This is a genomic window from Mycobacterium uberis (genome assembly GCF_003408705.1).
GTDB lineage: Bacteria > Actinomycetota > Actinomycetes > Mycobacteriales > Mycobacteriaceae > Mycobacterium > Mycobacterium uberis.
Genome location: NZ_QAYL01000018.1, coordinates 67439 through 82397, shown reverse-complemented (window position 1 = coordinate 82397; position 14959 = coordinate 67439). Strand labels below are relative to the sequence as shown.

The 14959-nt window shown below is 59.2% G+C and carries 13 protein-coding genes and 4 pseudogenes; 14 read left to right on the top strand and 3 right to left on the bottom strand.

Going from position 1 to position 14959, the window contains the following annotated elements; all coding sequences use genetic code 11:
• Positions 1-624: 624 nt before the first annotated feature.
• The 3 genes and pseudogenes from MUBE_RS11100 to MUBE_RS19070 form a co-directional block, all read right to left on the bottom strand.
• Positions 625-1291, bottom strand: a pseudogene (locus tag MUBE_RS11100) (DedA family protein).
• A 429-nt stretch (positions 1292-1720) separates the two neighbouring features.
• Positions 1721-2056, bottom strand: coding sequence for a hypothetical protein (locus MUBE_RS11090; RefSeq protein WP_165849822.1), 336 nt, complete (start codon positions 2054-2056; stop codon positions 1721-1723).
• Positions 2057-2110: 54 nt separating this feature from the next.
• Positions 2111-2239 carry a hypothetical protein gene (locus MUBE_RS19070; protein ID WP_279386719.1) on the bottom strand — a complete coding sequence of 43 codons (129 nt, stop codon included), beginning with the start codon at positions 2237-2239 and terminating at the stop codon, positions 2111-2113.
• Between the two features lie 303 nt (positions 2240-2542).
• Here MUBE_RS19070 and MUBE_RS19510 point away from each other — a divergent pair.
• The 14 genes and pseudogenes from MUBE_RS19510 to MUBE_RS11020 form a co-directional block, all read left to right on the top strand.
• Positions 2543-2764: pseudogene (locus MUBE_RS19510) on the top strand (hypothetical protein); the annotation flags it as partial.
• A 227-nt stretch (positions 2765-2991) separates the two neighbouring features.
• Positions 2992-3174 (top strand): annotated as a pseudogene (locus MUBE_RS18210) (cupin domain-containing protein); the annotation flags it as partial.
• 267 nt (positions 3175-3441) lie between these two features.
• Positions 3442-3690 (top strand): hypothetical protein, encoded by a 249-nt coding sequence (locus MUBE_RS15965; RefSeq protein ID WP_165849821.1) that lies wholly within the window; start codon positions 3442-3444, stop codon positions 3688-3690.
• A pseudogene (locus MUBE_RS11070) lies at positions 3690-4567 on the top strand (aldo/keto reductase). The gene MUBE_RS15965 and the pseudogene MUBE_RS11070 overlap by 1 nt, the downstream one beginning before the upstream one ends.
• A gap of 241 nt (positions 4568-4808) precedes the next feature.
• A complete protein-coding gene (gene thrS, locus MUBE_RS11065) occupies positions 4809-6917 on the top strand; it encodes a threonine--tRNA ligase (protein ID WP_116540556.1) in 2109 nt (702 codons plus the stop codon).
• Complete coding sequence (locus tag MUBE_RS11060; RefSeq protein WP_116540572.1) at positions 6910-7494, top strand: ATP adenylyltransferase; 585 nt, start codon at positions 6910-6912, stop codon at positions 7492-7494. Before thrS ends, MUBE_RS11060 begins: the two co-directional genes overlap by 8 nt.
• Positions 7495-7525: 31 nt before the next feature.
• Positions 7526-8239 (top strand): phosphatidylinositol phosphate synthase, encoded by a 714-nt coding sequence (gene pgsA, locus MUBE_RS11055; RefSeq protein ID WP_116540555.1) that lies wholly within the window; start codon positions 7526-7528, stop codon positions 8237-8239.
• A 23-nt stretch (positions 8240-8262) separates the two neighbouring features.
• Positions 8263-9165: a phosphatidylinositol mannoside acyltransferase gene (locus MUBE_RS11050; protein WP_424399089.1), complete on the top strand. Its 903-nt coding sequence runs from the start codon at positions 8263-8265 to the stop codon at positions 9163-9165.
• A 31-nt stretch (positions 9166-9196) separates the two neighbouring features.
• Positions 9197-10321, top strand: coding sequence for a glycosyltransferase family 4 protein (locus tag MUBE_RS11045; RefSeq protein ID WP_116540554.1), 1125 nt, complete (start codon positions 9197-9199; stop codon positions 10319-10321).
• Positions 10321-11379, top strand: a complete 1059-nt coding sequence (locus MUBE_RS11040) for an NUDIX hydrolase (protein ID WP_116540553.1) — start codon at positions 10321-10323, stop codon at positions 11377-11379. Before MUBE_RS11045 ends, MUBE_RS11040 begins: the two co-directional genes overlap by 1 nt.
• A 73-nt stretch (positions 11380-11452) precedes the next feature.
• Positions 11453-12376, top strand: a complete 924-nt coding sequence (gene pdxS, locus MUBE_RS11035; RefSeq protein WP_116540552.1) for a pyridoxal 5'-phosphate synthase lyase subunit PdxS — start codon at positions 11453-11455, stop codon at positions 12374-12376.
• 9 nt (positions 12377-12385) lie between these two features.
• On the top strand, positions 12386-13231 hold the full coding sequence (gene tesB, locus MUBE_RS11030) for an acyl-CoA thioesterase II (protein WP_116540551.1): 846 nt from the start codon (positions 12386-12388) through the stop codon (positions 13229-13231).
• A 7-nt stretch (positions 13232-13238) separates the two neighbouring features.
• Positions 13239-13835 (top strand): pyridoxal 5'-phosphate synthase glutaminase subunit PdxT, encoded by a 597-nt coding sequence (pdxT, locus tag MUBE_RS11025; protein ID WP_116540550.1) that lies wholly within the window; start codon positions 13239-13241, stop codon positions 13833-13835.
• Positions 13836-14050: 215 nt separating this feature from the next.
• Positions 14051-14839, top strand: coding sequence for a YebC/PmpR family DNA-binding transcriptional regulator (locus MUBE_RS11020; protein WP_116540549.1), 789 nt, complete (start codon positions 14051-14053; stop codon positions 14837-14839).
• Positions 14840-14959: the final 120 nt, after the last annotated feature.

Here is a 14959-nt window from a genome sequence, read left to right as displayed (position 1 = left end):
AGATGCGCTCATTGCGCGCGTCAACCTCATCGCCGGTGTTGATTGGCATCGCCGGGCCGCTGTGATCGGTGGTTGCCCGCAGTGTGCTCTGACGGATCCCTTAACTCGTAAACGAACCTTGTAATGAATATCAAGCGTAATTAGTATTAAGTGGGTGGAGCACGGATTTATCGTGATAAAATGCATTATGGATTATCTAATACTGACGCTACAATGCTAGAATGGACGCTTGTAGCGTTCTCTAAAGACAGACTTCGGTGATTCAATGCTTTCATTTCTATAACGAAGCGAGGAAATCTGTTATGTCGGTGTTCGGTGGGTGCGGCGAGGATTGCAATCACGAGCGTTCGACGTAACGCTCGTTGCTCTGGGTTCGTGAGCGGACTGTGAATACGGCGTACAAGCTGTTCAGTCGGTGTGGTGTCGGAGCGGAAAGCGCCGACGAGGTAATTGAGCAGGCTGGTGTGCGTAGGTCACTTTTTATCGTCGCATGCTGGTGATCTTTGATGTCCTTTACGCAGGTTCCAAGGCCGCGATACGCCGTGTCCAGGAGATGGTCCGCATTTCTCTATCAAGCAGCACTAGTCCGTGCCGGAAGCTGGCTAGCTAGCCTTATGATGGGCGTCAAACAGCCTTAGGGGTGGTGGTACCGGTTATGCGGTAGTGGCTCTGCCTCGAGTTCAGCGATTGCGCGTGACGTTCTTTCGCGCAGTAGGACTGCGGCGATGATACCGACCACCACGGCGATGACGAGCGCGACCCAGGAGAACCGTTCCATCCAGCATTCGGCGGCTACTCCGGCGAAGTAGACCAGCGCGGTAGTGCCGCCTGCCCAACAGATGGCGCCCGAAACGTTGGCAGCGAGGAAGCGCCGGTAGTGCATTTTCAATGCTCCCGCTAGCGGCCCAGCGAGTATGCGCAGCAGCGCGATGAAACGACCGAAGAAAACCGCTCGAGCACCCCAGCGGTCAAACAATCGTTCGGCTAGTGCGACAGGGCCGGGACCGAAGTGCTTCGGAAACCGCCGGCCAAGGCGATCAAAGATCGGCATTCCGAATCGGCGGCCGACGGTGTAGCCAATTGAATCGCCGACTGCGGCGCCAATCACGGCGGCGACACCGACACCGATCGGGCTGACCGCCAGGTCGTGACGCGACGACAACAGTACCGCGCTAACCAGCATGATCTCTCCCGGTAGAGGTATGCCCAGGCTTTCGACCCCGACCACGCCGCCTACCAGCAGGTACACTGCAAGCGGCGGAGTTAACTGCAGCAGGGCATCTACGTCCATGTGTCAAGGATGCCTGACCCGTATGCGCGCCGCAGGTTTTTAGCGTTGAGTTGGCGCATTGTGATGTTCTGCATGTGGCGTGCTGACGCATTCCAACCGCAGGCAGTTAGGATAGTAGCCTGTCGGCTGAAGATTTACCAGGAGGCCGTCGCCACACCCGCGGCATTCTTTCACACGCCCAGTGTAGCTATTCATGAGTGTGCTCACGCAGGGCAGCTGCACGTGATTGCCGTTTGCTTCGGCCTAATCATGTTTACTGTCCGGCAAATTGAGTTTTAGCGGATGCGGTAACGAACAGGATAGGCTCCTTGGTGGATGCGTGTAAGTGATCAATGCTACATCAGTCGTCTCGAAAACACTCTACCAGTGATGAGTGATATGCGATGCGTGATATGCGTTTCAACCTGCCGATTGAGCGCCTCGACCAGTTTAGTCGCATTCACCGTGTCGCCGATCATGGTGTATTCCAAAACTTATCTTGCGGTCGGAGCCGATGTTTACGGCGATCAGCGAGCCAGTGCGGAGTCCGATTTCGCTGTATATTTCGACGCTGCCTTTTGTCCTGTGCTTTTCGTTGAAGCGATCGATTTCCTCACATAATGCACATCGCCGCGTGAACGGCGCGGGTGGGCGTCGTCTACCTTGTGGTATCGGTGCGCCGAAGACGGCCATCATGGCATCGCCGATGAACTTGTCTATGATTCTGTCCTCGTCGAAAACGGTGTCGATCATGCGTTGTAGGTGACCGTTAGCGTGCTCGCGCACGATATTCAGCGAGCAACATACTTCTGGAACCATTTAGCGGACGCTCTTCTCCGCCTAGTACGACTCGGCGACCTCGTCGAAAAGCCGGATGTTCTCGATGGCGATTACCGCTTGGTCCGCGAAGGTGTGCAGAAGATTCTGCGATTCCTCGATGAATTTCACTTCCATGACCTTGCTGTCCACGTAGAATGTGCTGAGGATGTGCTCCTTCAGCTATAGCGGTCACACAGATAAGTGGGCGCACGTCTAGCGCGGTGATCTTGACAGGGAACCGCAAAGCGTGGTCTGTGCATATGTTGTCAACATTGGCTCGCCAGGCCTTCATGACGTTGTCGAGCACGGAGAGCGAAATCGGCTTCGATGGGTTCTGAATATCTGTCTTGTCGCGATTGCGTGCCACTCTAGAATTCTACCCTCCATCATACACCAGGATCAGGAACCGGCGCTCGGCCTTGATCCGCTGAATGTTTCGGGTGCCAAACGTAGACGCTGCAGATCGGACTCGGCATCGGCATCGGCCATTTGGCGTTCCGTGCCCTCAATGCCATGAAAGCCGGTTTTGCCGTTGTCATACTGGTGATTGTGGTAACCGGTCCGATACTTGGGACGGATCATTAGGGCGTTTTCAGTTGCTTTGGTCGCGCTGGCCATTCAGATGATCGCGGTGCGCTCCGATTAACCCGTCGTTCCAAAACGGTGCTCGCCGGACGACGATGCTCTTCGTTTTCTTCGCGGCCACGTGCGTCTATAGTAACTTTTGGAACGTTTATCTCGGTTTGGAGAGGATCAAGGAGGTCGCGTCACTCGCGGGAACCTACTCCATACTAGCCAGTACTAACCAGCCGAATCGGCCAACCCACCGCCCAGAGGACTGCAACATGGAATCCATCTCGCCGATAAGCTTGGTCTCCGAAAAATTAGCTGAACCTCAATAGTTGCACAGCAGGCGGGCCGCACATACCACCCACGGTGGTCATTAACGCGAGCTTCGCCAGACTGTGCTGCCTCTGTTCGCCGGTCATAATCTGCCGGAACACGACAGCCCCGGTGAGGCAGAGCTGCAGGTGCTGCGCGTTAACGTGTGTTTCACTTCGGCGCCTAAGTGGTCGTGGTCTGGCTGGCCGGAATCATCGTCGACCTACTGATCCTGTCGGGCTATTATGACATAGCACAGCGCGACTCCAGGTTGTTGGTGGGCGCCTTTGCCCGGCTGACATAGGACGTATATGACGTTAGTACCGGACGTCATTAACCGACCTCGGCGTGTCACATCGTGTGCACATAGCGTTTGGCGGTAAGACGTAAAGTAATTACTCGCTAATCTTTTTCTACCAAGTCACGGGTCAAGATAACGCGGATACTTCCGCAAACACCACAGGGGTGGTTTGCACGCGCAGGTCAGTTGCGCGGTGCATGCTCTAGCGCAGGATGGCATGGGTGGCTTGCTCGAAATGTTGCTGTCCCGTGATGATTATCGTCTGCATGTCCAGGTGGTTATACTGGCGGTAGCTGACCGGCTGTGGCTTGCCCACCTTGGAGTGGGCTCAGTGGTATTTCCGCAAACGCATCTAGGTGCACCCGCTCAATTTGCCGTGCGCGGAAATGTGGCGATTCTGACATACGGTTGTAGCTAGTGACCGCGCAGAACTCGCAAGCTTTAGTTCAGGCATCCGGAACGTTCACGATTTGGTGGTGACTTGAAAGTCAACCGACTTGGTTATGGTGTGACGCGCCCAACGGGTAAGGGGATGTGGGGTATTCCCGTTGACAGCAACGAGGCCGTGCAGGTGCTGCGGTGCGTCGTCAAGCCGGGGGGCTTCATCGACACCTCTGATTCCTACGGTCCCTACATCTCCGAGGAGATCATCGCTGAGGAGCTGTGCCCTACAACCGGCTGATGAGCGCGACCAAAGCCAGGTTACTGCGGACCGGCTCAGACTTATGGATCCAGCTAGGTAATCCGAACGACCTGCGCCAAGAACTGGATGATGAGCCTGTGCTGCCTTGGTGTCGGCACCAGCGATCTGTTTCAATTGCACCGGATCGACCCGAACTTTCCACTGGCCGACTAAGTGGACGAGCTGCTCACCTTGAAAAACGAAGGCAAGATCCACCGTATTGGTCTGTCCGAGGTCAACCTCAATTCACTCACCACGGCCCAGCAGATCACCGAGATTGCATTGGTCCAGAACATGTAAAACTTGTCGGCCCGAGCTGCCGAACCACTTTTGGATGCCGTGACCGGCTGGGGTATCCGGCTTCATCCTGTGGTTCCCGCTGGCTGCGGGACCACTGGCGGCTCCGGGCGGCCCAGGGCAGCGTATCGTCATCGTCGCCGACCATCACGCAACCTGGTCGCAGCTGGCGCTGGCCTGGTTGCTGAAGTGGTCGCCGGTTATGTTGCCGATTCCGGGCATGTCACGGATGGCGCACCTAAAGGAGAACGTCGCCGCTGAGATCAGTCTTTCCGACGACAAGTTCGAGATGTTTTCGGTTGCTGGGGCTCAGTGATCACGTCAGTGGCCTAGGCCTCGGTAGGCAAGGCGGTGGTCGGCAAAATCTGACGACGGTCGAAGCCGACGCGTTAGTTTGTGCGGCTTAAGCCCGGCCAGCCATCATGTGGACTGATTGAAACGCACCCGACCCTTAATCGCCTTGGGCTCTTCAAAGCCCGCCCCGATACCATAGCAACCGTTATCAGCTACCTCACCACTGCAACCCCGTTACAAAATACGTTTTGGAGACCAACCCGATGAGCGCCCCCGCACACCCCGTCCCTGGAGCCGATGGCTGCGACCTGCTGCGCTCGGCTACGTTGGGCTTGCGGTCGCCGCAAGTCCCAATTCGGGTTCCTGCCGGGACTACCGCGGCTGTCGCGGTCGGCGAGGCTGGGTTGCCGAGGCGTGGTGCTCCCGACGCGATCGTGGTGGTGCGCGACGCCGATGGTAAATTGCGCGACCTAAACTGGGTACCCAATGTCGACGTCGAGGTCACTCCAGTGCCCGCCAACACCGACGACGGTCGCAGTGTCATTCGGCATTCGACGGCACATGTTTTGGCTCAAGCTGTCCAAGACCTGTTCCCGCAAGCCAAATTGGGGACCGGGCCACCTATTACTGATGGCTTCTACTACGACTTCGACGTGGCTGAACCGTTCACACCTGAAGATCTGGAGGCACTGGAAAAGCGGATGCGGCAGATCGTCAAGGACGGACAGCTGTTCTCGCGACGGGTCTACGAATCTAAGGAGCAAGCTCGTGCCGAGTTGGCCAGTGAGCCATACAAGCTGGAACTTGTTGATGACAAATCCGGTGATGCCGAGATCATGGAAGTCGGCGGTGACGAGCTCACCGCCTATGACAACCTTAACGCTCGCAACCGGGAACGTGTTTGGGGTGACCTGTGCCGCGGGCCGCACATCCCGACCACCAAGCACATCCCCGCGTTCAAGCTGACCAGAAGTTCCGCTGCGTACTGGCGGGGTGATCAGAAGAACGCCAGCCTGCAGCGAATCTATGGCACCGCGTGGGAGTCGCAGGAGGCCCTCGACCGCTATCTTGAGATGATTACTGAGGCCCAGCGTCGCGACCATCGTAAACTGGGCATCGAGCTGGATCTGTTCAGTTTCCCCGACGAAATTGGTTCCGGCTTAGTGGTTTTCCATCCCAAAGGAGGTATCGTGCGTCGGGAAATGGAGGAATACTCCCGACGCAAGCACATCGAAGCCGGCTACGAATTTGTCAACACTCCGCACATCACCAAGGCGCAGTTGTTCCTCACTTCAGGTCACCTGAACTGGTACGCCGAAGGAATGTTTCCACCGATGCATCTCGACGCCGAGCGCAACGATGATGGCACGGTCCGTAAGCCGGGACAGGACTATTACCTCAAGCCCATGAACTGTCCGATGCATACCCTGATTTTCCGGTCGCGCGGGCGTTCGTATCGGGAGCTGCCGTTGCGGCTCTTCGAGTTTGGCACAGTCTATCGCTATGAGCAATCCGGTGTGGTGCATGGGCTTACTCGTGCTCGCGGGTTCACTATGGACGACTCACACATCTTTTGCACCCGCGAGCAGCTGCACGGCGAGCTGGCGTCGCTGCTCAGGTTCGTCTTGGATCTTCTTGGCGACTACGGGCTAGGAGATTTTTACCTCGAGCTTTCTACTAAAGATCCGGATAAATTCGTTGGCTCCGAAGAGATCTGGAACGAAGCCACGGCTGCACTGGCGGAGGTTGCCTGGGGTTCGGGTCTCGAGTTGCTTCCCGATCCAGGTGGTGCCGCGTTCTACGGCCCGAAGATCTCGGTGCAGGCGTGTGATGCCCTGGGCCGCAGCTGGCAGATGTCCACTATCCAGGTGGACTTCAACTTCCCCGAGCAGTTCGAACTGGAGTATACTGCCGCAGACGGGACTCGCAAGCGCCCTGTCATGATCCACCGGGCGCTGTTCGGATCAATCGAACGATTCTTTGGTATCCTCACCGAACACTACGCGGGAGCGTTTCCTGCTTGGCTAGCTCCTGTTCAGGTGGTTGGTATCCCGGTCGCCGATGAGCACGTCTCCTACCTTGAAGAGGTTGCTGCACAACTGAAGTTGCGTGGAGTACGGGTGGAGGTGGATACCAACGACGATCGGTTGGCCAAGAAGATCGTTCGTCACACCAACCAGAAGGTGCCGTTTATGTTGTTGGCCGGCGACCGCGACGTGCAGGCCGGAGCAGTGAGCTTCCGTTTCGGTGATCGCACGCAGATCAACGGTGTCGTCCGTGACGATGCCATCAAGGCCATCGTGGGTTGGATCGACGACCGTCAGAACGCTTCTCCCACTGCTGAGTCGGTGAAAGTAACCGGTGGTGAGTGAGCAGGAAAAACCCGACGAACCTGCTGATCACGCAGACGGCACCATCTTGGACCGAGGCGTCGGCGAACGCGACCACTTGCAGCGGCTATGGACGCCGTACCGAATGACCTATCTGGCCGAAGCGCCAGTCAATCGCGACAACTCCATTTCGGCGCAGCCATTCACCGAGATTCCACAGCTGTCTGATGAGGAAGGTTTGGTGGTGGCTCGAGGTGAACTTGTCTATGCAGTGCTTAACCTCTACCCGTACAACCCTGGGCACCTGATGGTGGTGCCCTACCGGCGGGTTTCCGAGCTTGAGGACTTGACCGACGCGGAGAGTGCGGAGTTGATGACGTTTACCCAGAAGGCGATTCGCGTTATCAAGAACGCATCTCGGCCGCATGGCTTTAATGTGGGTCTGAACTTGGGAACATCGGCGGGTGGGTCGCTTGCCGAGCACCTACATGTGCATGTCGTGCCGCGATGGGGTGGCGACGCGAACTTCATCACCATTATCGGCGGCTCCAAGGTGATCCCGCAGTTGCTGCGGGATACTCGGCAGCTGCTTGCGACGGAGTGGGCAAAGCAGCCATGAGCCGCGGTGGCGACGATGCAGAGCGAAGCTTATGAGCAAGATGTCGTTCCTGTCCCGGGCGGCGTTCACGCGGCTCACGACTCCGACCGCAAGAGCGTTGCTGCGGATCGGTTTGACGCCGGATGCCGTCACCATTTTGGGCACCATCGTGGTCGTGACAGGGGCGCTGATACTTTTCCCGATCGGACAGCTATTCTTTGGCACGCTGGTGGTTTGGTTCTTCGTGCTTTTAGATATGCTCGATGGGGCGATGGCCAGGGAACGTGGCGGCGGCACCCGATACGGCTCGGTGCTCGATGCGACCTGCGACCGTGTCAGTGATGGCGCTGTGTTCTGTGGGCTGCTGTGGTGGTCGGCGTTCGGCCTGCACAGCAAACATCTGGCGGTGGCGACCTTGATCTGTTTGGTCACTTCACAGGTGATTTCCTACATCAAGGCCCGGGCTGAAGCCAGCGGGTTGTGCGGCGATGGTGGCCTCATCGAGCGGCCGGAACGTTTGATCATCGTGCTCGTCGGCACGGGCTTATCGGACTTTCCGGTGTATTTGTTGCCGTGGGCGTTACCGGTGGCGATGTGGCTGCTAGCGGGCGCTAGCGTCATCACTTGTGTGCAACGGTTGCACACAGTGCGCATCTCGCCAGGGGCGGCCGATCGCATTGTTGGACCAGGCGGCCCCAGTGACGGTACTGATGCGACGAATGGGGCACAGCCCGGTCCTGGAAACCTGGGAGCGTGCGAGCCGTGACGGCTAGCGCGGAGGGGTTGAAAATGATCAGGGTTCCGCGTCGCCTAATGACCGGGCGGGCCACCGATTGGGCGTATGCGGCTGGCTGGTTGGTTGTGCGCGCGATGCCGGAGTCTGCCGTACGCTCCGCATTCAACAGCGGAGCGCACTACGTGGCCCGTAACGGCGGGCCCGATCAGCTGCGCAGAAATTTGGCCCGCGTCATTGGTGTGAGACCGGCTGACGTGCCGTATGCACTGATGCGCGCTTCGCTGGCGTCCTATGCTCGCTACTGGCGGGAAGCGTTTCGTCTGCCAACGATGAATCCCCACGTGGTGGCACAGCAGGTCGAAGCTTATGGCATTGGCCTGCACCGCGTCGCCGAGGCCTTGGATGCTGGGCGCGGTGTTGTGCTGGCATTGCCGCACAGCGGCAATTGGGATATGGCCGGCGTGTGGCTGGCGCAGTCCCACGGCACCTTCGCCACCGTCGCGGAACGACTCAAGCCCGAGTCGCTGTATCGGCGTTTCATCAACTACCGTGAGAGCCTCGGTTTCGAAGTGCTTCCCCTGTCCGAAGGCCAACAACCACCTTTCGAACTGCTATGCGAGCGGTTGCGGGCCAACCGTGTAGTGTGTCTGATGGCCGAGCGCGATCTCGCTCGTACAGGCGTTGAGGTCGATTTCTTTGGTGAGCCTACCCGTATGCCTGCGGGTCCGGCGAAGCTCGCGATCGAGACCGGGGCCGTACTGCTGCCGGTGCACTGCTGGTTCCAGGGTAGTGGTTGGGGCTTTTCGGTACACCCAGCGCTGGATTGCACCAGTGGCGATGTTGGCGCCATCATTCAGGCGCTGGCTGACCAGTTCGCCCAGAACATCGCAGCCCACCCCGCCGACTGGCACATGCTGCAGTCGCAGTGGTTGGCCGATCTGTCCGATACCAGGTGAGTTCAGTTGAGGCTACATTGAGGGAAGTTTGATGCGGGTCGGGATGGTCTGTCCGTACTCGTTTGATGTGCCGGGCGGGGTGCAATCGCATGTCTTGCAGCTGGCTGAGGTTATGCGCGTGCGTGGGCATCGGGTCAGTGTGCTGGCGCCGGCGTCGCCGGGTGTTTCGCTGCCCGACTATGTCGTCTCCGCCGGTAGGGCTATCCCGATTCCCTACAACGGTTCGGTGGCGCGGCTGCAGTTCAGTCCGGCGGTACACGGCAGGGTCAGGCGTTGGTTGGTGGACGGCGATTTTGACGTGCTTCACTTGCACGAGCCGAATGCGCCCAGCCTGTCGATGTGGGCGTTGCGGGTAGCCGAGGGACCGATCGTGGCGACATTCCATACCTCCACTACCAAGTCGCTAACGCTATCGGTATTCCAAGGTGTACTGCGACCTTGGCACGAGAAGATAATCGGCCGGATCGCAGTGTCCGATTTGGCACGGCGTTGGCAAATGGAGACGTTGGGGTCCGATGCGGTGGAGATCTCCAACGGGGTGAACGTCGATTCGTTGGCCTCGGCGCCCCGGCTAGAGGGGTATCCGCGTCCCGGCAAGACGGTGTTGTTCCTTGGCCGCTATGATGAGCCGCGCAAAGGCATGCCGGTCCTGCTTGATGCTCTACCAGGGGTGGTCGAGCACTTCGGCGACGTGCAGCTGCTGATCGTCGGCCGCGGGGATGAGGAGCAATTGCGCAGCCAAGCAGGCGGATTGGTGGAGCATCTTCGTTTTCTGGGCCAGGTGGATGACGCCGGAAAGGCCGCGGCGATGCGCAGTGCTGACGTTTACTGCGCGCCCAATGTCGGCGGCGAGAGTTTTGGTATTGTCCTACTGGAGGCTATGGCCGCTGGCACTCCGGTGGTGGCCAGTGATCTGGATGCGTTTCGCCGTGTGCTGCGTGACGGCGAAGTCGGACATCTGGTGCCGGCAGGCGATAGCTTCGCGCTGGCCGATGCACTTGTTGTGTTGCTGCGTAACGGCGTGCTTCGGGAGCGTTACGTGGCTGCCGGTGCTGAAGCGGTTCGCTGCTATGACTGGTCGGTGGTGGCTAGCCAGATCATGAGGGTGTACGAGACGGTCGCCGCGTCGGGTGTCAAGGTCCAGGTGGCCAGCTGATGACGTGGCTGATGCTGACGATCGTGGTGCTGGTAATGCTGGCCATGGTGGCGGGCAGTTGGGGATATCAGACGGCCAATCGACTGGACCGGTTGCACGTTCGCTATGATCTGTCGTGGCAAGCTCTAGATGGCGCATTGGCGCGGCGCGCGGTGGTGGCACGTGCTGTGGCGATCGATGCGTACGGCGGTGCTGTACCGGGCAGGCGGTTGGAGGCGCTGGCCGACGCCGCTGAGTGCGCCCCTCGGCATGCGCGAGAAAACGCGGAAAACGAGCTCTCGGCCGCGTTGGCGATGGTTGATCCGGCGTTATTGCCGGCGGCTTTAATAGCAGAGTTGGCCGACGCTGAAGCCCGCGTGGTGCTGGCCCGTCGATTCCACAACGATGCGGTCCGTGACACCCTCACACTGGGCGAACGACGTCTGGTACGCACTTTACGGCTTGGTGGGACCGCTGTGCTGCCGACCTATTTTGAGATCGTCGAGCGACACCACGCGTTGGCGCACAGTGATCATGGTGTGTTGAACCAGCGGACCTCGGCGCGGGTGGTGCTCCTTGATGAAACCGGGGCGGTGTTGTTGCTGTGCGGTTCGGATCCGACGATTACCAACGGCCGCGCACCCAGGTGGTGGATCACCGTTGGTGGCGAAGTGCGACCGGGCGAACGGTTGGCGGCGGCCGCAGCGCGGGAGCTAGCCGAAGAAACCGGCCTGCGGGTTACTCCGGCAGATATGGTCGGACCTATTTGGCGGCGCGACGCGATTTTCGAGTTCAACGGTTCGATGGTCGACAGTGAAGAATTCTACTTGGTGTACCGCACGCGGCGATTTGAGCCGTCTAGCGTGGGGCGGACCGAGTTGGAACACCGCTACCTGCACGGGTCGCGTTGGTGCGATGCCAATGACATTGCGGAGCTGGTGGCGTCCGGTGAGCAGGTTTACCCGCGGCAGCTGGGTGAACTCCTGCCCGCGGCCAACCAATTGGCGGATATCTCGACCGGTAACGCGGCAGGCACGGCAACTACGCGCAGCGCCGGCGTGTTGCTGTCGATTCGTTGAGCAGGGCAAAGCTCGTTTCTTAACCACTACTAGAGTGGGTTAAGCAGATAATGTTGAGGGAGAGAAAAGTTTCGTGGATAGTGCCGCACAGTCGAACCAGGCTCAGTTGGTTTCCGGCCAGACCGGAACGGCGCGGGTGAAGCGCGGCATGGCCGAGATGCTCAAGGGTGGCGTCATCATGGACGTCGTTACTCCCGAGCAGGCCAGAATCGCCGAGGGTGCCGGTGCCGTCGCGGTGATGGCGCTGGAAAGGGTGCCCGCCGATATCCGCGCTCAGGGTGGGGTGTCGCGTATGAGCGACCCCGACATGATTGAGGGCATCATTGCCGCGGTCACGATTCCGGTGATGGCCAAAGCGCGGATCGGACATTTCGTCGAGGCCCAGATCCTGCAGAGCTTGAATGTCGACTACATCGACGAATCCGAGGTGCTTACTCCCGCCGACTACACCCATCACATCGACAAGTGGAAGTTCACCGTGCCGTTTGTGTGTGGAGCCATCAATCTTGGTGAGGCGCTACGGCGCATTAACGAGGGGGCAGCGATGATCCGGTCCAAGGGCGAAGCCGGTACCGGTGATGTGTCCAACGCAACCACCCATATGCGGGCTATCGTAGGTGACATCCGCCGGCTGATGTCGTTGTCTGAGGACGAGTTGTATGTTGCGGCAAAGGAATTGCAGGCACCCTATGAGCTCGTCGTCGAAGTGGCCCGGACAGGCAAGCTGCCGGTTACGCTGTTCACCGCAGGTGGAATTGCCACGCCCGCCGATGCGGCAATGATGATGCAGCTCGGTGCTGAGGGTGTCTTTGTGGGTTCAGGCATCTTTAAGTCCGGCGATCCGGCACAGCGTGCTACAGCGATCGTTAAGGCCACCACGTTCTACGACGATCCTGATGTGCTGGCCAAGGTTTCGCGCCGGCTAGGTGAGGCGATGGTAGGCATCAATGTTGAGCAGTTCGCGCAGTCCGATCGGCTGGCCCAGCGGGGCTGGTAAAAACGGGTCGTGGCAATCGAGGAAATCCTGGACCTGGAGCAGCTCGAGGTCAACATTTTCCGTGGCGGCGTAGCCAGCCCGGCACCGGAAAATCGGAACCGCGCTTTTGGCGGTCGGGTGGCAGGGCAATCTCTGGTGTCGGCGGTGCGTACGGTCGACGAGCGGTATCGTGTGCATTCGTTACACAGCTACTTCTTGTTACCGGGAGACGCAGGCGCGCCTACTGTCTTTCTAGTTGAGCATGTCCGCGACGGCGGTTCTTTTTGCACCCGCCGCGTCAGCGCAGTGCAGCACGGTCAGAACATCTTTCATATGTCGGCGTCGTTTCAGACGCCGCAACAGGGCCTCGCCCACCAGGACGAGATGCCGCCGGCGCCGGACCCCGAGGAACTGCCCAAGGTCAGTCGCATGAAGGCGTTCGACGGCGAGGCCATCAAGCAGTTTCAGGAATGGGATCTGCGCAGAGTGCCGCGTAAGCTACTCGATCCTAAACCGGGCAAGGTTGCCCAGCAGCAGGTGTGGTTCCGTCATCGCGATCCATTGCCTGACGACCCGGTTCTGCACATCTGCGCGCTGGCCTACATAAGCGATCTGACGTTGCTGGGCACGGCGTGGTCGATCCATCCGGGTGAGTGCGACGTTCTTCAGGTGGCATCGTTGGATCACGCGCTGTGGTTCATGCGGCCGTTTCGCGCCGACGAATGGCTGCTTTACGATCAGTCGTCGCCGTCCGCGCAAGCCGGCCGCGCGCTAACCCAAGGCAAGATCTTTGACCGAAACGGGGCGATGGTGGCCGCCGTCATGCAGGAGGGGCTGACCCGGTTTCCCCACGGATACCAGCCGACCCCACAGTGAGCGCGTTGTGAATCTTCCGAGGATTGGTGTCTTGGCGCTGCAAGGTGATACCCGTGAACACCTCGCGGTGCTGCGCGAAGCTGGAGCTGACTCCATGCCGGTACGCTACAGCGGCGAGCTGGATGCAGTTGATGCGCTGGTCATTCCCGGTGGGGAATCAACCACTATGAGCCACCTGCTGCTCGACTGCGGCTTGCTGGAGCTGTTGCGGGCGCGGCTGGCTGATGGGCTGCCGGCTTACGGCGTATGCGCCGGTATGATTTTGCTTGCCAGTGAGATCCTCAATGCTGGCGCGGGCGGGCGGGAAGCACTGCCACTGTGCGCAGTCGATATGACGGTGCGGCGTAACGCTTTTGGGCGCCAAGTCGATTCTTTTGAAGACGATATTGCGTTCGCCGGTCTTGTTGATCCGGTGCGCGCGGTGTTCATCCGTGCACCGTGGGTGGAACGGGTTGGCGACGGCGTGCAGGTGCTGGCTCGAGCTGCTGGCCACATCGTCGCGGTGCGGAAGGGTCCGGTGTTGGCCACGGCGTTTCACCCGGAGATGACTGGTGACAGCCGCATCCATCGGCTATTCGTCGACATTGTCACCGGAGTCGTCTGAGTGCCTAGAACACGCACATCAGCAGCATCTATACTTTCGATGGGTGGTGAAACGCTTTAAAGTAGTGTTAGCACATGCGCTCTAGTACTGCTTCAAGCCGGCATGTCCTAAAAATTCTGTGACGTTTCGGACTTAGGAAGCGGGCGGCCAGCGCCGGTCGGCACGTACACTCTTTTGGGTGACTTTCAGGCTATAGAGCGAGGTACTACACACCAATGAGCGGCCATTCCAAGTGGGCCACCACAAAGCACAAAAAGGCCGTCATTGACGCCCGCCGCGGCAAAATGTTCGCCCGACTGATCAAAAACATCGAGGTTGCGGCGCGTGTCGGTGGCGGTGATTCAGCGGGTAACCCAACGCTCTACGATGCTATCCAGAAAGCGAAGAAGAGCTCGGTACCCAACGAGAACATCGAACGGGCACGCAAGCGCGGCGCTGGCGAGGAGGCCGGTGGCGCCGATTGGCAAACCGTCATCTACGAGGGCTACGCACCCTATGGTGTGGCGGTATTGATCGAATGCTTGACTGATAACCGCAACCGCGCAGCCAGTGAGGTGCGGGTGGCGATGACCCGCAACGGCGGTACCATGGCTGATCCGGGGTCGGTGACCTACTTGTTCTCCCGCAAGGGTGTGATCACCTTGGAGAAGAACGGTCTCACCGAAGACGATGTGCTCACCGCGGTGCTAGACGCCGGCGCTGAGGAGGTCAATGACCTTGGTGACAGCTTCGAGGTGATCGCCGAACCAGGTGATCTGGTCGTGGTCCGCACCGCGTTGCAGGATGCCGGCATCGACTACGAGTCGGCTGAAGCCAGTTTCCAACCGTCGGTCAGCGTGCCCGTCGACCTCAATGGCGCCCGTAAGGTATTCAAGCTTGTCGACGCGCTGGAGGACAGCGACGACGTGCAGAATGTCTGGACCAATGTCGACGTATCCGACAGGGTGCTGGCCGCTCTTGATGACGAATTGAGCCACGGCCGTACACACTGGGTCAGGATTTAGTCGGATCAAAAGCCGCCGCCGGCTCCCCAGTTTCAAAGTGTAAAAACCCTCCCAGTGCCGGACCAAACCCCCAGGCCGAATCGTAATGCGCCTCGGCGCTGCCGTGGTGACGTGATCGTC

Excerpts from the sequence above, each read along its gene's own strand:
- thrS (WP_116540556.1), top strand. The coding sequence starts at position 4,809 with ATGAGCGCCCCCGCACACCCCGTCCCTGGAGCCGATGGCTGCGACCTG.
- pgsA (WP_116540555.1), top strand. The coding sequence starts at position 7,526 with ATGAGCAAGATGTCGTTCCTGTCCCGGGCGGCGTTCACGCGGCTCACG.
- MUBE_RS11050 (WP_424399089.1), top strand. The coding sequence starts at position 8,263 with ATGATCAGGGTTCCGCGTCGCCTAATGACCGGGCGGGCCACCGATTGG.
- MUBE_RS11045 (WP_116540554.1), top strand. The coding sequence starts at position 9,197 with ATGCGGGTCGGGATGGTCTGTCCGTACTCGTTTGATGTGCCGGGCGGG.
- MUBE_RS11040 (WP_116540553.1), top strand. The coding sequence starts at position 10,321 with ATGACGTGGCTGATGCTGACGATCGTGGTGCTGGTAATGCTGGCCATG.
- MUBE_RS11020 (WP_116540549.1), top strand. The coding sequence starts at position 14,051 with ATGAGCGGCCATTCCAAGTGGGCCACCACAAAGCACAAAAAGGCCGTC.